The following is an 18693-nucleotide window of genomic DNA, read 5'->3' as shown; positions in this document are numbered from 1 at the left end:
GCTTCAGCGCCGGTTCAGGCCGCGCCGCCATGCTCGGACGATGCGCGTGCTGGTGGTCGACGACGAGGTGCGGCTCGCCGACGGCATCCGCAAGGGCCTCCAGGCCGAGGGGTTCGCCGTCGACGTCGCCCACGACGGGGTCGACGGGCTCTGGTACGCCCGCGAGAACCCGTACGACGCCATCGTCCTCGACCTGATGATGCCGGGCATGAGCGGCTGGAAGGTCTGCGCGACCCTCCGCGCCGAGCAGGACTGGACCCCGGTGCTCATGCTCACCGCGAAGGACGGCGAGTGGGACCAGGTCGACGCCCTCGACGCCGGCGCCGACGACTACGTGACGAAACCGTTCTCGTTCCCGGTGCTCGTCGCACGCCTCCGTGCGCTCGTCCGGCGCGGATCCCGGGAACGGCCCACGGTCCTCCAGGCCGGCGACCTGCGGCTCGACCCGGCGGAGCGTCGTGTCTGGCGCGGCGAGACGTTGCTCGACCTGACGAGCCGGGAGTTCACCGTCCTCGAGTACCTCATGCGCCACCCCGGGCAGGTGCTGTCGAAGCGGGACGTCATCGCGAACGTCTGGGACGACGACTTCACGGGGGACCCGAACATCGTCGAGGTCTACGTCGGGCACCTCCGCCGCAGGGTCGACCGCCCGTTCGGCCGGAACGCCATCGAGACCGTCCGCGGGGCCGGGTACCGCCTCGACGTCGACGGTGGCTGACCGGTCGCGTCCGTCCCGTCGCCCCCGTTCCATCCGGGCGCGTGCGACGGGAGGCGCGGCCCTCGTCGTCCTCGTCGCCCTCGTCATCGGGGCGGTCACGTTCGTCGCGGTCCTGCGGAGCTCCTTGTCCGACGGCGTCCGGTCGTCGGCCGAGCAGACGCTCGACGGCCTCGCCACCCGGGTTGAGGCGGACGGAGCCGGTGTGGTGGCGGCGGAGGACGACGACGTGCTCGCCCAACTGCAGGACGACGACGGCCAGGTGCTGGCCCGCGCCGACGACAGCCCCGGCCAGCCCCTCGACACCGCCGAGGAGTCGCGGTACCGGCACGACGGCGAGCGGTGGCTGCTCGTCGCCGACGACGTCGACCTGCCGGACGGCACCGGCGGCGTCCTCGTCGTCGGCGCCTCGCTCGAGGACGCCGACGCCGCCGTGCGGACCGTGACCGTGCTGCTGGTCGTCGCCGTCCCGGTCGTCGTGGCGCTCATGTCGCTCGTGACCTGGTCCGTCGTCGGTCGTGCGCTCCGTCCGGTCGACCGGATGCGCCGCGAGGTCGACGATGTCGAGGGCACGAACCTGCACGCCCGCGTCGACGAACCGGGCTCCGGGGACGAGGTCGACCGGCTCGCCTTGACCATGAACCGGATGCTCGGCCGACTCGAGGCGTCCCAGCAGGCGCAGCGGCGGTTCGTCTCGGACGCCTCCCACGAACTCCGCTCCCCGCTCGCGACGATCCGCCAGCACGCCGAGGTCGCACGGGCGCACCCCGACGTCACCGACACCGGGGACCTGGCCGACGTCGTGCTCGACGAGGGCGCCCGGCTGCAGGAGCTCGTCGAGTCGCTGCTCCTGCTCACCCGCCTGGATGAACGCGGACGCGACCGGGACCGTGCCGTCGACCTCGACGACCTCGTGTTCGCGGAGGCGTCGCGGCCGCGGGCGACCGTGCACGTCGACGTGTCCGGGGTCGCACCGGCCCGGGTCCGCGGCGACGAGCGGCTGCTCGGACGGGTCGTGCGGAACCTCGTGGACAACGCCGTCCGGCACGCGGACCTGGCCGTGACCGTCGCGCTCGGGAGCGTCGGTGGCGATGCGGTGCTCACCGTGGACGACGACGGGCACGGCGTCCCGGAGGCCGACCGGACCCGTGTGTTCGAGCGCTTCGTGCGGCTCGACGAGGGCCGGGCGCGGGACGCCGGCGGCTCCGGGCTGGGCCTCGCGATCGTCGACGCCGTGGTCCGCGGGCACGGCGGGTCCGTCGCGGTGTCGGCCGCGCCCGGCGGGGGAGCGCGGTTCACCGTGCGGCTGCCACTCCTGCGGGACTGAGTCGCGGCCGGTGCCCGGTCGCCCGCCCTGCGGCGTCGCCCCAGGTCGCTTCAGGTCTGCTTCAGTGCCCGCTCGCCAGGCTGACGACATGCAGACCACGAAGAAGACCACCGCCCGCCGCATCGCCCTCGTCGCCGCCCTCCCGCTCGTCGGAGCGCTGGCGCTCGCCGGGTGCGCCACCGACGACGACGACCGCGACGACGTCGCGGCCCCGGCAGCCTCCGGTCCGTCCGTCTCCGCCACCGACGGCGCGACCACGGACGACGCCAGCGGGAGCGCCACCGTGCCGGGGGAGGACGCCCTCGTCGCCGCCGCGACCACCGCGCGAAAGGCCGTCGGTTCCGGGACGGTGACCTCGGTCGAGCAGGAGGCCGGCGGCACCTCGTGGGAGGTCCTCGTCGTGACGTCCAACGGGGACGAGCACGAGGTCCACGTCGACGCCGACGGCGAGCGCACCACCGCGGTCCCGACGAAGGAGACCGCGGACGCCGAGGACGTCGCGGAGAACGAGCGGTTCGTCGACGCCGCGGACCTGTCGGTCGCGCAGGCCGCGTCGACCCTGACGAAGACCGTCCGCGGCACGGTCACCGAGCTCGGTCTCGACGACCACGCGGGCACGGTCGTCTGGGAGGGTGACGTCCTCGACGGCTCCGGCACGACACACAGCATCCGCATCGACGCCGGCAGCGGGAAGGTCGTCACGAACACGGTCGACACCGACGACTGACCTCCCGCCGGACCCTCCGGCTCGCCCTGCGCCCGGGCGGCGGCGGTACCGTCGGCGACGTGAGCACCGACGCGCGACCAGGCCGTGCCCGACGACACCGTGCGCTCCGGATCGGCACGTGGGTCCTCGCCGCGCTCCTCGTCCTCGTCCTCGTGTTCCTCGTCTGGGCGCACATCGTCCTGCAGGGCACCCGATCCGCAGCCCTGACCGTCTGGCGGGACGATCGGGTGTCCGTGCGGGACGCGGGCGACGCCGTCGTGATGACCCCGACCGGCACCGCGGACGGCGTCAGCATCGTGTTCGTGCCCGGCGCGAAGGTCGACCCGTACGCGTACATGGCGACCTTCCGGCAGGTGGTCGGTGACGGCACGACGGTCGTCATCACGAAGCCGACGCTCAACCTCGCGTTCTTCGACACCCGTCCGCTCTCGCGCTTCGCAGCGCATGCGCCGGACGGCCTGACGTGGGCGGTGGGCGGGCACTCCCTGGGCGGCGTGCGTGCGTGCCAGCTCGCGGAGGACCGGGACGTCGCCGGGGTGCTCCTCCTCGGTAGCTACTGCGCGGACGACCTCTCGGACAGCGACCTCGACGTGCTCAGCGTCTCCGGCTCCCGGGACGGCCTGTCGACACCCGAGAAGGTCGCGGCCGCGCGCGACGAACTCCCGGCCAGCGCGACGATGACCGAGGTCACCGGTGCGAACCACGCCGCCTTCGGGGCCTACGGCGCCCAGCCCGGGGACCTCCCCGCGACGGTCTCCCGCCGCGAGTCCGGCCGCGCGGTCACGGCCGCCGTCGAGAGCTGGGTCCGCGACCTGCGCTGAGTCGCAGACGGCGCGGACATCGGGACGCGCCCCGAGACGCGCATCGCGCCCCGTCGGGACGGGGCGCGATGAGCGCAACGGGGCGCGATGCGGTGCGGCGGACGCGGGGCGGGCCTCCAGGCCGTCAGCCGGGAGGCCCGCCCCGACCCGGTCAGCGGGCCTGCGTGTCCGAGGTGGTGCGCTCGCGGCCGCGCGTCGCACGGGCGATGAAGTACAGCACCACACCGACGGCCAGCAGGATCGCCGCGTACAGCCAGACCTGGCCGCTCTGCTGCGTGAGCAGCAGGATGCAGGACGCGACGCCGAGCACCGGGACGAAGGTCCACACCCGGAAGTGCTCGTGCTCCACCTTGTCCTTGCGGAGCACGAGGACCGCGACGTTCGTGCTGATGAAGACGAAGAGCAGCAGGAGCACGACGGTCTCGGCGAGGGTGCCGACGTCCCCGACGAGGGTGAGGAGCATCGCGACCACGGTGGTGGCGATGATCGCGGTCCACGGGGTCTTCCGCTTCGGGAGCACCTTGCCGAGCAGGCTGGGCAGCAGACGTTGTTCAGCCATGCCGTAGGTGACGCGGCTCGCCATGATCATGGTGAGCAGGGCGCCGTTCGCGACCGCGACCAGGGCGATGAGGCTGAACACCACGTCCGGGATGCCGACACCGGTCGCGGCGACGACCGCCAGGAGCGGGCCGCTCGAGTCGGACAGCTCCGAGGCGGGCAACGCGATCGAGCTGGCGAGCGCGACGAGCACGTAGACGACGCCCGCGGTGGCGAGGGAGCCGAACAGTGCACGGGGGTAGACCTTGGCCGGTTCGCGGACCTCCTCGGCGACGTTGGCCGAGGTCTCGAAGCCGACGAACGAGTAGTAGGCGACGATCGCGGCGCTGAGGGTCGCGAGCGCGGGGTTCGCCTCCGCCGGGAAGGCCCCGACGCGGGAGACGTCCCCGCCCCCGCCGCCCATCATCAGGGCGACCGACACGATGACGATGACCAGGCCGGACAGCTCGATGATCGTCATCACGACGTTGCTGCGCAGCGAGTCCGAGATCCCGCGGGCGTTCAGGCAGGCGACGAGCGCGAGGAAGACGATCGCCGCGGGCACCGGCGGGACGTCGATGAACGTGCCGAGGTAGTCACCGGCGAACGCGAGGGAGAGGCCGGCCGCGCTCGTCACACCGGCGGCGAGCATCGAGAACCCGACCAGGAACGACACCAGCGGCACCTTGTAGGCACGCTCGGCGAACACCGCGGCGCCACCGGCCTTCGGGTACTTCGTGACGAGCTCGGCGTACGAGCCCGCGGTGAGCAGGGCCAGGAGGAGCGCGAGGACCAGCGGAGCCCAGAGCGCGCCGCCCACGTCCTTCGACAGGGTGCCCATGAGGGCGTAGATGCCCGCGCCGAGCACGTCGCCGAGGATGAAGAGGAACAGCAGAGGACCGGTGATCGCCTGCTTCAGCTTCGAGCCGGTCCCGTCCTGCGGCCGTGCGGTGGTGTCGGATGTCATGAGCGCGAGCGTCTCTGGCCGGTGCTGAACACGTCCCCAGGTCCGCGTTCGGTGGACCGCACCGGTCTCCGTCGGCATCCACCACCGCTGGAGGACAACGCTGCGTGCCGGTCCTAGAGTGGGACGCGCTGCATTCGTGTTCGACACCGCTCCCTGGAAGGTCTGCCCATGACGTCGTCGGATCGGCGAACCCCTGCACGCCTCGCGGACCAGCGGGCGCTCCTCTTCGACCTGGACGGTGTGCTCACGCCGACGGCCGAGGTGCACATGCGCGCCTGGAGCCGTCTCTTCACGCCGTACCTCGACGCCCACGGGGTGGCGCCGTACACGGAGCAGGACTACTTCGCCTTCATCGACGGCAAGCCGCGGTACGACGGGGTCCGCTCGCTCCTGCACGACCGCGGGATCGACCTGCCCGAGGGCACCCCGGCGGACGACCCCATCCTGGACACCGTCTGCGGGCTCGGCAACCGGAAGAACGCCGAGTTCACCGCGGAGCTCGAGGAGCACGGCGTGGCCGCGTACCCGGGGTCGGTGCGCTTCCTCACCGCAGCGATCGCCGCCGGCTACGAGGTCGCGGTGGTGTCGAGCTCCGCGAACGCGAAGCACGTGCTCCGGACGGCCGGCATCATCGACCGCTTCGACGTCATCGTCGACGGCGCGGTCGCGCGTGAGGACGGCCTGGCCGGCAAGCCCGCCCCGGACACCTACCTCGACGCGGCGACCCGCTTCGGGCTGACCGCGGCCGAGTGCGTCGTGGTCGAGGACGCCACGAGCGGGGTCGAGGCCGGCCGCAACGGGGCCTTCGGGCTCGTGGTCGGCGTGGACCGTGGCGCCGGCGTCGACGCCCTCCGCGCGCACGGTGCCGACGTGGTCGTGTCCGACCTCGCCGACCTGCTGCCCGACCTGCCCGGCGACGGATCGCACGAGCCCGCTGCCGACCTGCCTCCCGTCGACCCCCGGAAGACCGCATGAACCCCATCACGGAAGACCCCCTCGACCGCGTCCGGTACCCGGTCGACGAGTGGGCGCTGATCGAGACCGAGTACGCCGACGAGCAGGGCGTCGACGAGACGAACTTCGCGGTCGGGAACGGGTACCTCGGCCTCCGCGGCAACTTCGACGAGGGCCGCGGCGGCGTGCAGTACGGCACGTACATCAACGGCTTCCACGAGACCTGGCCGATCCGGCACGCCGAGACGGCGTTCGGGTTCGCGAAGACCGGGCAGACGATCATCAACGTCCCGGACGCGAAGGTCATCCGGCTGTACGTCGACGACGAGCCGCTCGTCCTGTCCGAGGCCGACATCCTCCGCCACAGCCGCCGGCTCGACTTCCGCGGCGGGTACCTGCTGCGCGAGACCGAGTGGTCGACGCCGTCCGGCAAGCGGGTCCTCATCCGGTCCCGGCGCCTGGTGTCGTTCGTCGAACGGCACCTCGCCGTCATCGACTACGAGGTCACGATGCTCGACCACGACGCCTCCGTGCTGCTGTCGAGCCAGGTGCTCAACCGCCAGGACGTCGCCGACGAGTACCACGCCGGCATGAAGGCCGCGGCGGCCGCGTTCGACCCGCGCAAGGCCGAGTCGTTCACCGACCGCGTCCTCCAGCCGCGGTTGAAGCGGAACGCGGGCTCGCGGTCCCTGCTCGGCTACCAGGCGTCGAGCTCCGGCATGACGATCTGCGTCGGCGTCGAGCACCGGCTGGAGACCGAGAACGCCTGGGACGAGACCTCGAGCATCGAGGACGACCTGGCCAAGCACGTGTACCGGGTGCAGGCGAAGGCCGGGCAGCCGATCCGCCTGGTGAAGAGCATCGTCTACCACACGTCCCGCGGCGTCCCGGCGCGCGAACTCGCCGACCGGTGCGACCGCACGCTCGACCGTGCGAAGTACGAGTCCGTCGAGCAGGTCTTCGGCGACCAGCGGAAGTGGCTCGACGACTACTGGGCCCGCAGCGACGTCGAGGTCGCCGGTCAGCCGGAGATCCAGCAGGCCGTGCGGTGGAACCTGTTCCAGCTCGCACAGGCCACCGCCCGCACCGACGGGCACGGCATCGCGGCGAAGGGCGTGACCGGCTCCGGCTACGGCGGCCACTACTTCTGGGACATGGAGATCTACGTCCTGCCGTTCCTGTCGTACACGGCGCCGATCGTCGCCCGGAACGCGCTCCGGTTCCGCTACAACATGCTCGACGCCGCACGTTCCCGGGCGCGCGAGCTGAACCAGCGCGGCGCCCTGTTCCCGTGGCGGACGATCAACGGCGAGGAGTCCAGCGCCTACTACGCCGCCGGCACCGCGCAGTACCACATCGACGCCGACATCGCGCATGCCCTCATGCAGTACGTGCGGGCCTCCGGCGACACCGACTTCCTCAAGCGCGGTGCGATCGACATCCTCGTCGAGACGGCCCGACTGTGGGAGGACCTCGGGTTCTGGCGCTCGAACGGCGACCAGAAGTTCCACATCGACGGCGTCACCGGCCCGGACGAGTACACGACCGTCGTCGACGACAACATGTACACGAACGTCATGGCGCGCGCGAACCTGTGGTTCGCCGTGAACGCCTGCCGGCAGCTCGCGGTCGACGACCCGGACGAGTACGCGCGGATGGTCCGACGCACCGGGCTCGACCCCGAGGAGATCGAGAACTGGGAGCGCGCGGCCGAGTCGATGGAGATCCCCTTCGATCCGCACCGTGGCATCCACCCGCAGGACGCCCAGTTCCTCGACAAGGAGTTGTGGGACCTCGAGCGCACGCCCGAGTCGAAGCGCCCGTTGCTCCTGCACTACCACCCGCTGGTGATCTACCGGTTCCAGGTGCTCAAGCAGGCCGACGTCGTGCTCGCCCTGTTCCTGCAGGGCCACGAGTTCACCCCCGCCGAGAAGCGTCGTGACTTCGACTACTACGACGCCCTCACGACGGGGGACTCGACCCTGTCGGCGGTCGTGCAGTCGATCATGGCGGCCGAGGTCGGCTACCACGAGCTCGCCGACCAGTACTTCCAGACCGCGCTCTACGTCGACCTCGCCGACCTGCACGGCAACACCACCGACGGCGTGCACATCGCGTCGACCGGTGGCATCTGGGGTGCACTCGTCAACGGCTTCGGCGGGATGCGCGACCACGGCGGTCGGTTGACGTTCAACCCGCGCCTGCCGGTGGACTGGGAGCGTCTGACGTTCCGGATCACGGTGCACGGCTCGCGGGTCCGCGTCGACCTCGAGCAGGATGCGCTCACGTTCACCGTCGAGACCGGTGGCGGGCTCGACGCGTGGGTGCACAACGCCCCGGTCGAGGTCCGTCCCGGCGAGCCGACGGTCGTGCCGCTGCCGCACCAGGGGCCCCGGATGACCGGGCACGCGCCGACGACGAGCGACATCCAGGGCACGCTCCGCGCCGACGGGTCGGTGATCACCGCCTCCATCCCGACGATCTCGCTGGAACGCGACATGGAGACCGAGGACACCACCGCGTAGGACCGTCCTGGAGGCGGCGTCCTCCGTCCGCCTCGCTGCCCGCCCCGCCCTGGACCACCGTCCAGGGCGGGGCGGGCACCGTGGTCTCCCGTGCCCCTCCGGGCCGACGGCGTCCCGCCCCGGGCACGACCGACGCGAGAGGAGCACATCATGGGCAAGCGGTTCGAGGGCAAGGTCGCGATCGTCACCGGCGCGGGGTCCGGCATCGGCGAGGCCACCGCGCGGGCGTTCGTCGCCGAGGGCGCCGGCGTCGTCCTGGTCGACAGCGTCGAGGAGAAGGTCCGCGACGTCGCCGACTCGCTGCCCACCCAGCAGGCGCTGTGGTTGCAGGCGGACGTCGCCGACCCGGACGCGTGGCAGACGGTCGTCGACGCGGCGATCGACCGCTGGGACCGGCTCGACGTGCTCGTCAACAACGCCGGTACCTTCACCTCCGGCGACATCACCGACATCTCGCCCGACGAGTGGCGCCGCGTCGTCGAGACGGACCTGTCGAGCGTGTTCTACGGCACCCGGGCCGCGCTGCCGTTCCTACGCGAGACGAAGGGGTCGATCGTGAACACCTCGTCCGTGTCCGGCGAGGCCGCTGACTGGCGGATGAGCCCGTACAACGCGGCGAAGGGCGGCGTCTCGAACTTCACGAAGGCGGCGGCGCTCGACAACGGCGGGTTCGGCGTCCGGGTGAACGCGGTCGCCCCCGGTCTGATCTGGACCGACCTGACGCAGTCGCAGGCCGAGGACGAGGAGCTCAAGCGGGAGTTCTCCGAGCGCATCGCCCTCGGTCGTGGTGGACGGTCCGAGGAGGTCGCCGCAGCCGTGCTGTTCCTGGCGAGCGACGAGGCGTCGTTCATCACCGGCGCGGTCCTGCCGGTCGACGGCGGCACCATGGCGAGCAACGGGCAGCCCGCCCAGGCCTGATCCCGTCGGCGGGGTATGCACAAGAACCGTTGCGCAAGGGCTCTTGTGCATGTACCGTCGGCGCATGACGCCGACGCCCTCCGCGGGACCCGACGCCGCCGATGGCGGACCTGACCCGAGCCGACCGCGCGGTGCCGGCCGCCTCGACGACCCCGCGCACATGCGTGCGCTCGCCCACCCGACGCGCCTGCGGATCCTCGGCCTGCTCCGCACCGGCGGGCCCCACACCGCGGCCATGCTCGGCGACCAGGTCGACGAGGCGCCGGGCACCATCAGCTACCACTGCACGCGGCTGGCCGCCGTCGGGCTCATCGAACCCGCGCCGGAGGTCGGTACCGACCGCCGGGAGCGCTGGTGGCGGGCCGTACACGAGTCGTCGTCGTGGGACCTCGCGGCAGCGCTCGACGACCCCGAACGGGTCCTCGCCGCCACCGCCCTCAACCACGTCATCGCCGGGGTCTACGCCGCCCGGTGGGAGGCGTTCGTCGAGCGGGCCGCGTCCTTCGGTCCCGCCTGGGCCGCGGCCTCGGCGAGCACCGACACCGTGCTGCGGCTCACGGCGGACGAACTGGTGTCCCTCGGCGCCGAGGTGCAGGCGGTCGTCGAGCGGTGGCGGCCGAGGAGCGACGCGCACGATGCTGGTGACGGCTCCGAGCAGGTGTTCGTCCTGAACCAGGCGTACCGGTGGCCGGGCGCCTGAGCGCGGCCGCCCGACTCCGGGCGCTCCTGCTCGTCCAGGTCGTCTCGCGCGTCGGGAACGTCGTGACGACGGTCGCCGTGCCGTTCCTGGTCCTCGCCCGCGGTGGGTCGGCGACCGACGTCGGCATCGCCGCGTTCGTCGCCACCGCGCCGATCGTGCTCGGCGGACCGTTCGGCGGTGCCCTCGTCGAACGCGTGGGGTTCGTCCGCTCGAGCGTGGCGTCGGACGTCCTGAGCGGGGTGACGCTCCTGGCGATCCCGGTGCTCGCGTGGACCGCCGGGTTGCCGACGTGGGCGCTGCTCGCGCTCGTGTTCGCCGGCGGCCTGTTCGACGCGCCGGGGGAATCCGCGCGACGGGTGCTGCTGCCGGGACTGGCGACCGCCGCGGGCATCCCGCTCGAACGCGCCGTCGGGCACTTCGAGGCCTCCGCCCGGCTCTCGGTGCTCCTCGGTGCTCCGCTCGGCGGGCTGCTCGTCGCCGTCGCCGGGCCGCTGCCGGCGCTCGCGTGCACCGCTGCTGCGTTCGGGCTCGCCGCGCTGGTCGCCGCGGTCACCCTCCGCGGACTCGACGCTCCGGACGCGACCGTCTCGGGGGCCGACGGTGGTGCGGCGGGCACGGTGGACGTGGGCACGAGCGGCGGCTACTGGCGCGACATCGCCGAGGGCTTCCGCTTCTGCGTCCACGACCCCCTGTTCCGGCTCGTCGTGGCGCTCGTGCTCGTGACGAACCTGCTCGACGCCGGCCGCTCGACCCTCATGCCGCTGTACGCCGCAGAACGCCTCGGCGGCGCGCAGGCCCTCGGCTTCGTCACGGGCACGTTCGGTGGCGCGGCCTTCCTCGGTTCGGTCGTGTTCGGGTACGTGGCGCACCGCCTGCCGCGTCGGATCCCCTTCGTCATCTGCTTCGTGGTCGCCGGCGGGCCGTCGCTCGTCGTGCCGGCGCTCGGCCTCGGGCTGCCGTGGGTGCTCGCGGCGTCCGCGGTGTCCGGGCTCGCAGCGGGGGCACTCAACCCGATCCTCGGTGCGGTGGAGCTCGAACGGATCCCGGAGCACATGCGCGCTCGGGTCTTCGGGCTCCTCGGCGCGGGAGCGTGGGCGGGCATCCCGATCGGCGGTCTGCTCGCCGGTGTCGCCGCGGACGGCGTCGGTGTCATGGTCACCTTCGCCGTGGTCGCCTCCTGCTACACGGTGGTCACGCTCGCGCCGCTGACCGGAGGGTCGTGGCGGCTCATGGAGCGTCGGCCCGGAGGCGCGTCCCGGTCCGCCACCACGCCCCCCGCTCCGGACGCACCGCGCTGACCTGGTGGGTTCCGGGCGGGCAGTCGGTGGTCCCGCAGGACCCGGGGTCAGAGGAGCTCGCGGAGGGTGTTCGTGTTCCGGGTCGTGCTGGTGCGCGCGGAGCGCCTGCTCGATCGCTGCCCGGAGCGCAGGGGGTCGGCAGCGCCGTCGGTCGTGAAGTCGACGTTCCCCGACGCCAGGACCGTCCGGACGTCGGTGTGCCCGAGGGCCCGGAAGAGCTCGACCAGCTCGGCGCTGCGGATGGTGATCCCGTTCACGTTCACCCCGCGCAGGAGCGCCACCCACCTCGTCATGTCGTGACGGTGGCGCGGACCGGGCGCCTGGTCCACGGTCACGTCCACGTGCGGGCGACGCTCCAGCCGTCACCGTCCGGGACGATGTCGACCACCAGCGTCTCGCCGTCCTCCGCCGTGGCCTGGAAGCGCCACCCCGCGGTGCGTTCCGGGGCGTGGGTGATCGCGGTGGGCAGGTCGGTCGGGGTCGTGGTGAGCCGCGTCGGGACGTCGGTGACGCGCCAGCGCCGGCCGAGCCACACCAGTCGGACGGGTGCGCCGCCGGTCCACCACACCGTGGCAGCGGTGTCGACGATCATCATCAGGAGCCTCCTCGTTCGAATGTGTGTTCGAATGCTAGGTCGGCCCTCCGACAGCTGCAAGCGGCTCGGCGTGCCGCCTTCGTCCTCCGGAGCACGCCCAGGACGACGCGAGGAGCGATCGTGTAGACGAGCACCATGACGAACGACGACGGTCAGGGCCCCGACTCCGCGCACCAGCTCCCCGAGGGGGTGTCCGAGGCGACGATCGAGGCCCTGGGCAGCCTGTCGGCGGCCCTCGAGGTGATCGAACACGCCCGTGGGTTGCTCTACGGCTTCCACCGGCTGACCGGCACCGCGGACCTGGGCTTCGGCGAGGCGGTGGAGCAGCTGCGGAAGGCCGGGCACACCGAGCTCGCGGAGCGCATCGACACCGAGCTCGTCGGCCGCAACGTCATCGCCGGGCGGTGGACGTTCCAGATCGTCGAGGACTACGACGACGGCTACTACGCACTCGCGAAGGACCTCGAGCGCACCGCGCGCGAGCAGCTCGTCGACGGCAAACGCCACCTGTTCGAGGCGAGCATGAAGGAGGACCGGCGCACGCCCGGCCAGCGCCACCACGAGGCGACGCCGGCGGACCTGACGGACTGATCCGGGCCTCCCGTCCGTCCCGGGCCGGGTCAGCCGACGCCGAGCAGCTGCTCCAGCGGGCCGCGGGCGAAGTACAGCAGGAAGCCGGCGGCGACGACGTACAGCAACCACGAGACCTGGCGGCCCTTGCCGGACAGCGCCTTGATGAGGACCCAGCTGATGAAGCCGGCACCGATGCCGTTCGCGATCGAGTAGGTCAGCGGCATCACGACGATCGTCAGGAACGCCGGCAGCGCCGACCCGAAGTCCGACCAGTCGATGTCCGCGACCTGCGCGACCATGAGCGCACCGACGACGACGAGTCCGGCGGCGGCGACCTCGAGCGGGACGACCTGGGTCAGCGGCGTGAGGAACATCGACGCCAGGAACAGCAGGCCGGTGACGACCGAGGCCATGCCCGTCCGGGCGCCCTCGCCGATGCCGGACGCCGAGTCGATGAAGACCGTGTTCGACGACACCGAGGCGCCACCACCGGCGATCGCACCGGCACCCTCGACGACGAGCGCGGCCCGGAGGCGCGGGAACGTGCCGTCCTGCTCCGCCACCCCGGCGGCCTTCGCCAGGCCGGTCATCGTGCCCATGGCGTCGAAGAAGTTCGTGAAGACGAGCGTGAAGACGAGCATCGACGCGGCGAGCGGGCCGATCCGGGCGAACGCACCGAAGTCGAACTGGCCGACCAGGGACAGGTCGGGCAGGGCGAACAGCGCGCTCGGCAGGCCGGGGGCGTTGAGGTTCCAGCCGGTCTTCGACTCGACCGAGGTCGGCACCTGGAACACGGCCTGCAGGATGATCGCGATGACGGTCGTCGCGACGATGCCGATGAGCAGCGCGCCCTTGACCCGGCGGGCCATGAGCGTGCCGATGATGACCAGGCTGATGAGGAACACGATCGTCGGCAGCGCCCCGACCGAGCCGTCCTCACCGAGCTGCAGCGGCGGCGACGCGAGCCCCGACGACCGCACGAAGCCGGAGTCGACGAGCCCGATGAACGCGATGAACAGGCCGATCCCCACCGTGATGGCGGCCTTGAGCTGCGCGGGCACGGCCGTGAAGATGAGCGTGCGGATCCCGGTCAACGCCAACAGCACGATGATGACGCCGTTGATGACGACGAGTCCCATCGCCTCGGCCCACGTCACCTGCTGCACGACGCTCACGGCCAGGAACGAGTTGATCCCGAGACCGGCCGCGATGCCGAACGGCAGGTTCGCGATGACGCCCATCGCGATCGTCATGAGTCCGGCGACGAGCCCGGTGGCCGCGGCCACCTGGGCGTTCTCGAGCCAGCCGCCGCTGACGTCCTTGGCGGCCTGGTCGGCGCTGAACCCGCCGAGGATGAGCGGGTTGAGGATGACGATGTACGCCATCGTCACGAAGGAGACGACGCCACCCCGGACCTCGCGCGGGATCGTCGATCCGCGCTTGGTGATCGAGAAGAAGCGGTCGAGACCGGATGCGACGCTGTTCCGGGGCGGGCTGGATGTCTGCGGGGCGCTCACCGGTGGAGTTTAGAGGACGGGGTCAGGACCGCACCGCGCAGCCGGTGTTGGATGAGCGGGTGACGCAGCGCATGGACCGTGCCCGTGTCGAGGCCGCCGTGCGCGAGTTGCTGGCGGGCATCGGCGAGGACCCCGACCGACCAGGACTCGAACGCACCCCGCAGCGGGTGGCGGACGCGTACGCCGAGTTCTTCCACGGGCTCGACCAGGACGCGACGCAGATCGCCCGGGACGGCACGGTGCCCGCCGGCGACGGGGAGCGCGGTGACCTCGTGGTCGTCCGCGACATCCTGTTCCGCTCGGTGTGCGAGCACCACCTGCTGCCCTTCCTCGGCACCGCGCACCTGGCGTACGCGCCCGGCGAACGGCTCATCGGCCTCGGGACGCTGGCGCGGGTGGTGGAGGCGCTGGCCTCCCGCCCGCAGCTGCAGGAGCGGCTCGGTGAGCAGGTCGTCGCGGCGGTGCAGGACGGGCTCGAGGCACGCGGCGTCCTGGTCGTGCTCGACGCCCAGCACCAGTGCGTGACGACCAGGGGGGAGCGCCAGACGAGCTCCACGACGGTGACCGTCGCGGCGAGCGGGACCCTCGCCGAGGCCGCGGGCCGTGCGGAGGCGATCGCGCTGATCGGTGCAGGCGCCGCTGCCGGGGCCGACCCCGGAACGGGCGCCTGATGCGCGCCGGCCTCGGCACGGGCCTCCGGTCCGGTCCGTCCGGTGCACCCGGACCCGGGTGGGTCGTCCCGGACCTGCGCGCACCGGTCCGGACCATCGGCCGCCGCACCTTCGACTTCGACTCCCGCATCGCCGTGATGGCGATCGTGAACCGCACCCCGGACTCCTTCCACGACCAGGGTCGGACCTTCGCCCTCGACCGTGCCGTCGAGGCCGCCGTCCTCGCAGCCGAGCAGGGCGCCGACTGGGTGGACATCGGCGGGGTGAAGTTCGCGCCCGGACCCGAGTTGTCCGCGACGGACGAGATCGACCGCGTCGTCCCCGTCGTCGAGCAGGTCGCGCAGCAGTCCGACGTCACGATCAGCGTCGACACGTTCCGGCCGGAGGTCGCCGCCGCCGCGATCGCCGCCGGTGCCAGCGTCGTCAACGACACCACCGGCCTGACCGACCCGCGGATGGCCGCCGTCGTCGCGGACTCCGACGCCACGATCGTCATCACGCACTCCCTCGCCGCACCCCGGCAGGAGTACCCGGAGCCGCAGTACGCCGACGTCGCCGGCGAGGTCGCGGCCTTCCTGCGCCTCCGCGTCGACCGGGCGCTCGCGGCCGGGATCCCCGAGGACCGGATCGTCGTCGACCCCGGGCACGACCTCAACAAGACCACCGTCCACACCCTCGAGCTGACACGACGGCTGCCGGAGGTGGTCGCGCTCGGCCACCCCGTCCTCGCCGCGGTGTCGAACAAGGACTTCGTGGGGGAGACCCTCGGCCGACCCCGCGGTGAGCGCCTGGCCGGGTCGCTGGCCGCCGCGACGATGAGCGCGATGCTCGGCGCGCGGATCGTCCGGATGCACGACGTCGCCGAGTCGGTCGACGCGATGCGCATGGTCGAGGCGGTGCTCGGCTGGCGGGAACCCCTGGAAGCGAAGCACAACACGTGACGCACCTGCCCGACTCCGTCGCCGACCTGTCCGACGACGACCTGCTCGCCGCCTACACGGACGGCGCCGAGGGCGCGGCGGACGGCGGTTGGCTCCGGGTCAACTTCGTCAGCTCGCTCGACGGCTCCGCCACCGCAGCGGGGAAGTCCGGTTCGCTCGGTGGCCCCGACGACCTGCGCGTGTTCGACCTGCTGCGGCGGGTCGCCGACGTCGTCCTGGTCGCCGCGGGCACCGTCCGCGACGAGGGCTACGGCCCGATGCTCCTGCACGACGTCGACGTGGCCTGGCGTCGGGAGCACGGTCTGTCCGACCACCCGGTGTTCGCGATCGTCACGGGGTCGCTCGGCCTCGACCCGGCGTCGCGGGTGTTCACCGAGGCGCCGGTCCGGCCGCTCGTGCTCACGGCCACGTCGGCCGACCCCGAGCGACGACGTGCCCTCGAGGTCGTGGCCGACGTGGTGTCCTGCGGTGCGGACACCGTCGACCCGGTGCTCGTCCGGACCACCCTCGTGGAGCGCGGCCTCGAGCGGGTGCACTGCGAGGGCGGGCCGTCGTTCCTCGGGGCCCTGGTGGCGGCGGACCTGGTCGACGAGTTGTGCCTGTCGATCGATCCGTCGCTCGAGGGCGGGGCCGGTGGGCGCATCGTGCGCGGGTCGTCGCCGGGGCTGCGGTCGATGTGCCTGGCGCACGTGCTGCGCGGGGCCGGGGACGTGCTGTTGACGCGGTACGTGCGGGCGCGCTGACGGGCAGTGTCGGTCGCCGCGGGCCTCCCGGGGACGGCCGGCGGTAGGGTCGGCACGTGATCGACGTCGTGGTGTCCGGGGTCCTGTTCGACATGGACGGGACGCTCGTCGACTCGACCGCCGTCGTCGAGGGGGCGTGGGGACGGTTCGGCGCCGACCACGACCTCGACCCGCAGACGATCCTCGCCTTCTCGCACGGCCGTCAGACGATCGACACCATCCGGCAGTTCCTGCCGGACCTCGACCCGGACGAGCAGCGTCGGGTGGCACTCGAACTGGTCGACGACGAGGTCGAGAACACCGACGGCATCGTCGAGGTCCCCGGCGCCGGTGCGTTCGTCCGCCGGCTCCTCGCCGCCGGTGTCCCGGTCGCGCTCGTCACCAGCGCCCCGCGGGACCTCGCCCTGAACCGGATGCGCGCCGCCGACGTGCCCGTCCCGGACGCCGTGGTGGCCGCCGACGACGTCGAGCACGGCAAGCCACACCCGGACGGCTACCTGCGGGGCGCGGCCCTGCTCGGCCTCGCCGCTCCGGACTGCCTCGCCTTCGAGGACGCCCCGGCCGGACTGGAGGCCGCCATCGCCTCCGGTGCGACGACCGTCGCCGTCGGGTCACTCGCCGCCGAGGTCCCCGCCGGCCTCGCGCGCATCTCCGGGTACGACGAGGTCACCGTGACGGCCGAGGGCGACGGGTTCCGCATCCGCGACTGAACGCGCGCTGCGCACTGCGAGCACGTCCAGCGGCGACCGACGACCGTGGTGTCCGCGGCCGGAGACCCCGGCCTGCGGAAGGAGTGACCATGGCAGCCCTCGACGGCAAGAAGATCCTCGTCATCGCGACGAACTACGGCGTGGAGCAGGACGAGATCGTCGTCCCCACCGACCAGCTCCGTGAGCGTGGCGCCACCGTGACCGTGGCCGCGAAGGAGTCCGGCTCGATCGAGACCCTCGTCGGCGACAAGGACCCCGGCAAGAGCGTCGACACCGACACCACCTACGACGGCGTCTCCGCCGCCGACTTCGACGCGCTCGTCGTCCCCGGCGGCACGATCAACGCCGACACCATCCGCCAGGACAGCACGGCGGTCGACCTCGTGAAGGCCTTCGTCGAGGCCGGCAAGCCGGTCGCGGCGATCTGCCACGGCCCGTGGACCCTGGTCGAGGCCGGTGTCCTGCCGGGTCGCACGATCACGTCGTTCCCGTCGCTGCAGACCGACGTGCGCAACGCCGGCGGGGAGTGGGTCGACCAGGAGGTCCAGGTCGACGAGACGGGCAGCACGATCATCACCTCGCGGAACCCCGGCGACCTGCCGGCGTTCGTCGACGCGATCCAGGCAGCACTCGCCTGACCCTCGCACCACGCGACGTGGGCGGTCGCGCGCAACGGTGTTCCGTGGCGCGCTGCCGCCCACGTCGCGTCCCGCGGACCGGACAGCGAGCCGGCGGGCCGACCAGCCGGCGCCCCGTCAGTCGGCGCCCACGTCAGCGGCGGGGACCGGGTCGGCGGTGCGGAGCACCGCCGTGCCGAGGGTGAGCACGCCGTCGGACTCCGGGTCGCACCGGACGCCGCCGTGCCCGCGCATCGCGCGGAACGCCCCCGGAGCCACCTCGGTGTCCATCCACGCGCACGGGTTCGCCGGCCGGTAGCCGCGGAACAGCACGGGCCCGTCACCGGTGTCGAGCGAGAACGGCACCCCGCGCAGTGCCTCGACGTCGACCCCGCGCAGGAACACGTTGCGCCTCGTCGACGCCAGGTCGATCGGTGCGCCCAGCTCGCGGCCGGCCTGCTCGAGCCCCTCGACGCCGATCACCGTCACCGAGGCGTGCACGTGCGCCCGGGCTGCGAAGTACCGGTCGCCGACGATCCCGAGTCCGGCGCGGAGCTCGATGCGGTCGCGGAGCTCCTGCTCACCCGGCTGCGGAGGAGCGGCCCCGTCGGCCGGACGTCCCTCGTAGCGGTGTCGCCGGGAGGCCAGGAGCATCACCACCTCGACCGCGCGGGCATGCGGCAGCGCCTCGGACGCAGCCGTGTCGGAACCGGGACCCATGCGGACGACGGTAGTCGTGCCTCCCGGCCGGAGCAGTCGGGTCAGCCCGTCCGGCGCCTGGACCCGCACCCGCACCCGCCGGGCGGGCGCCGGCGCCCCGTCCGCTGCGACGTCCGA

The 18693-nt window shown here is 72.7% G+C and carries 20 protein-coding genes; 15 read left to right on the top strand and 5 right to left on the bottom strand.

Annotation, left to right across the window (positions count from 1 at the left end):
• The first annotated feature begins 40 nt into the window (after positions 1-40).
• From DEJ18_RS15165 to DEJ18_RS15150, 4 genes are all read left to right on the top strand, one after another.
• On the top strand, positions 41-718 hold the full coding sequence (locus tag DEJ18_RS15165; RefSeq protein ID WP_111209949.1) for a response regulator transcription factor: 678 nt from the start codon (positions 41-43) through the stop codon (positions 716-718).
• Complete coding sequence (locus DEJ18_RS15160; protein ID WP_258376867.1) at positions 711-2042, top strand: sensor histidine kinase; 1332 nt, start codon at positions 711-713, stop codon at positions 2040-2042. Before DEJ18_RS15165 ends, DEJ18_RS15160 begins: the two co-directional genes overlap by 8 nt.
• A gap of 88 nt (positions 2043-2130) precedes the next feature.
• Complete coding sequence (locus DEJ18_RS15155) at positions 2131-2769, top strand: PepSY domain-containing protein (RefSeq protein ID WP_111209950.1); 639 nt, start codon at positions 2131-2133, stop codon at positions 2767-2769.
• Between the two features lie 59 nt (positions 2770-2828).
• Positions 2829-3590: an alpha/beta hydrolase gene (locus tag DEJ18_RS15150; protein WP_181434143.1), complete on the top strand. Its 762-nt coding sequence runs from the start codon at positions 2829-2831 to the stop codon at positions 3588-3590.
• Between the two features lie 151 nt (positions 3591-3741).
• Here DEJ18_RS15150 and DEJ18_RS15145 read toward each other — a convergent pair whose 3' ends face one another.
• Positions 3742-5094, bottom strand: coding sequence for an APC family permease (locus DEJ18_RS15145; RefSeq protein ID WP_111209951.1), 1353 nt, complete (start codon positions 5092-5094; stop codon positions 3742-3744).
• A 168-nt stretch (positions 5095-5262) separates the two neighbouring features.
• On the opposite strand from DEJ18_RS15145, the gene DEJ18_RS15140 reads away from it, so the two are divergent.
• The 5 genes from DEJ18_RS15140 to DEJ18_RS15120 all read left to right on the top strand — a co-directional run bounded on the left by DEJ18_RS15140 (position 5263) and on the right by DEJ18_RS15120 (position 11489).
• Positions 5263-6069: an HAD family hydrolase gene (locus tag DEJ18_RS15140; protein ID WP_111209952.1), complete on the top strand. Its 807-nt coding sequence runs from the start codon at positions 5263-5265 to the stop codon at positions 6067-6069.
• Positions 6066-8573 carry a glycoside hydrolase family 65 protein gene (locus DEJ18_RS15135; RefSeq protein WP_111209953.1) on the top strand — a complete coding sequence of 836 codons (2508 nt, stop codon included), beginning with the start codon at positions 6066-6068 and terminating at the stop codon, positions 8571-8573. The genes DEJ18_RS15140 and DEJ18_RS15135 overlap by 4 nt, the downstream gene beginning before the upstream one ends.
• Positions 8574-8723: 150 nt before the next feature.
• Positions 8724-9491, top strand: coding sequence for a meso-2,3-butanediol dehydrogenase (budC, locus tag DEJ18_RS15130; protein WP_111209954.1), 768 nt, complete (start codon positions 8724-8726; stop codon positions 9489-9491).
• A gap of 64 nt (positions 9492-9555) precedes the next feature.
• Positions 9556-10191 (top strand): winged helix-turn-helix domain-containing protein, encoded by a 636-nt coding sequence (locus DEJ18_RS15125; protein WP_181434144.1) that lies wholly within the window; start codon positions 9556-9558, stop codon positions 10189-10191.
• A complete protein-coding gene (locus DEJ18_RS15120) occupies positions 10176-11489 on the top strand; it encodes an MFS transporter (RefSeq protein ID WP_111209956.1) in 1314 nt (437 codons plus the stop codon). The genes DEJ18_RS15125 and DEJ18_RS15120 overlap by 16 nt, the downstream gene beginning before the upstream one ends.
• Before the next feature lie 47 nt (positions 11490-11536).
• Here the strand turns inward: DEJ18_RS15120 and DEJ18_RS15115 are convergent, their stop codons facing one another.
• Together DEJ18_RS15115 and DEJ18_RS15110 are read right to left on the bottom strand one after the other, a co-directional pair.
• Positions 11537-11782 carry a DUF1697 domain-containing protein gene (locus DEJ18_RS15115; RefSeq protein ID WP_181434145.1) on the bottom strand — a complete coding sequence of 82 codons (246 nt, stop codon included), beginning with the start codon at positions 11780-11782 and terminating at the stop codon, positions 11537-11539.
• Between the two features lie 38 nt (positions 11783-11820).
• Entirely contained in the window at positions 11821-12084 is a 264-nt protein-coding gene (locus tag DEJ18_RS15110; RefSeq protein ID WP_111080042.1) for a hypothetical protein, read from the bottom strand.
• Positions 12085-12219: 135 nt separating this feature from the next.
• On the opposite strand from DEJ18_RS15110, the gene DEJ18_RS15105 reads away from it, so the two are divergent.
• A complete protein-coding gene (locus DEJ18_RS15105; RefSeq protein ID WP_111080041.1) occupies positions 12220-12675 on the top strand; it encodes a hypothetical protein in 456 nt (151 codons plus the stop codon).
• A gap of 29 nt (positions 12676-12704) precedes the next feature.
• Here DEJ18_RS15105 and DEJ18_RS15100 read toward each other — a convergent pair whose 3' ends face one another.
• Positions 12705-14174 (bottom strand): NCS2 family permease, encoded by a 1470-nt coding sequence (locus DEJ18_RS15100; protein WP_111209957.1) that lies wholly within the window; start codon positions 14172-14174, stop codon positions 12705-12707.
• Between the two features lie 71 nt (positions 14175-14245).
• Here DEJ18_RS15100 and folE point away from each other — a divergent pair, with 71 nt between their 5' ends.
• The 5 genes from folE (at position 14246) to DEJ18_RS15075 (ending at position 17877) form a co-directional block, all read left to right on the top strand.
• Positions 14246-14845: a GTP cyclohydrolase I gene (folE, locus tag DEJ18_RS15095; RefSeq protein WP_220034306.1), complete on the top strand. Its 600-nt coding sequence runs from the start codon at positions 14246-14248 to the stop codon at positions 14843-14845.
• Complete coding sequence (gene folP, locus DEJ18_RS15090) at positions 14845-15786, top strand: dihydropteroate synthase (protein WP_111209959.1); 942 nt, start codon at positions 14845-14847, stop codon at positions 15784-15786. Before folE ends, folP begins: the two co-directional genes overlap by 1 nt.
• Positions 15783-16529, top strand: a complete 747-nt coding sequence (locus DEJ18_RS15085; RefSeq protein ID WP_258376868.1) for a pyrimidine reductase family protein — start codon at positions 15783-15785, stop codon at positions 16527-16529. Before folP ends, DEJ18_RS15085 begins: the two co-directional genes overlap by 4 nt.
• A 56-nt stretch (positions 16530-16585) precedes the next feature.
• Positions 16586-17239, top strand: coding sequence for an HAD-IA family hydrolase (locus tag DEJ18_RS15080; protein ID WP_111209961.1), 654 nt, complete (start codon positions 16586-16588; stop codon positions 17237-17239).
• 89 nt (positions 17240-17328) lie between these two features.
• Positions 17329-17877, top strand: a complete 549-nt coding sequence (locus DEJ18_RS15075) for a type 1 glutamine amidotransferase domain-containing protein (RefSeq protein ID WP_111209962.1) — start codon at positions 17329-17331, stop codon at positions 17875-17877.
• Between the two features lie 117 nt (positions 17878-17994).
• On the opposite strand, the gene DEJ18_RS15070 is transcribed toward DEJ18_RS15075, so the two are convergent.
• Complete coding sequence (locus DEJ18_RS15070) at positions 17995-18576, bottom strand: molybdenum cofactor biosysynthesis protein (RefSeq protein ID WP_111080034.1); 582 nt, start codon at positions 18574-18576, stop codon at positions 17995-17997.
• Positions 18577-18693 lie beyond the last annotated feature (117 nt).

Source organism: Curtobacterium sp. MCSS17_015 (genome assembly GCF_003234265.2).
Lineage (GTDB): Bacteria > Actinomycetota > Actinomycetes > Actinomycetales > Microbacteriaceae > Curtobacterium.
Note: the sequence above shows the minus strand (reverse complement) of the source record. Positions and strands in the feature narration are given on the sequence as shown.

Coding starts and splice junctions, on each gene's coding strand:
- DEJ18_RS15145 (WP_111209951.1), bottom strand. CDS start 5,094: ATGACATCCGACACCACCGCACGGCCGCAGGACGGGACCGGCTCGAAG.
- DEJ18_RS15110 (WP_111080042.1), bottom strand. CDS start 12,084: ATGATGATCGTCGACACCGCTGCCACGGTGTGGTGGACCGGCGGCGCA.
- DEJ18_RS15105 (WP_111080041.1), top strand. CDS start 12,220: ATGACGAACGACGACGGTCAGGGCCCCGACTCCGCGCACCAGCTCCCC.
- DEJ18_RS15155 (WP_111209950.1), top strand. CDS start 2,131: ATGCAGACCACGAAGAAGACCACCGCCCGCCGCATCGCCCTCGTCGCC.
- DEJ18_RS15075 (WP_111209962.1), top strand. CDS start 17,329: ATGGCAGCCCTCGACGGCAAGAAGATCCTCGTCATCGCGACGAACTAC.
- DEJ18_RS15140 (WP_111209952.1), top strand. CDS start 5,263: ATGACGTCGTCGGATCGGCGAACCCCTGCACGCCTCGCGGACCAGCGG.
- DEJ18_RS15165 (WP_111209949.1), top strand. CDS start 41: ATGCGCGTGCTGGTGGTCGACGACGAGGTGCGGCTCGCCGACGGCATC.
- DEJ18_RS15125 (WP_181434144.1), top strand. CDS start 9,556: ATGACGCCGACGCCCTCCGCGGGACCCGACGCCGCCGATGGCGGACCT.
- DEJ18_RS15135 (WP_111209953.1), top strand. CDS start 6,066: ATGAACCCCATCACGGAAGACCCCCTCGACCGCGTCCGGTACCCGGTC.
- DEJ18_RS15070 (WP_111080034.1), bottom strand. CDS start 18,576: ATGGGTCCCGGTTCCGACACGGCTGCGTCCGAGGCGCTGCCGCATGCC.
- folP (WP_111209959.1), top strand. CDS start 14,845: ATGCGCGCCGGCCTCGGCACGGGCCTCCGGTCCGGTCCGTCCGGTGCA.
- folE (WP_220034306.1), top strand. CDS start 14,246: ATGGACCGTGCCCGTGTCGAGGCCGCCGTGCGCGAGTTGCTGGCGGGC.
- DEJ18_RS15115 (WP_181434145.1), bottom strand. CDS start 11,782: ATGACGAGGTGGGTGGCGCTCCTGCGCGGGGTGAACGTGAACGGGATC.
- budC (WP_111209954.1), top strand. CDS start 8,724: ATGGGCAAGCGGTTCGAGGGCAAGGTCGCGATCGTCACCGGCGCGGGG.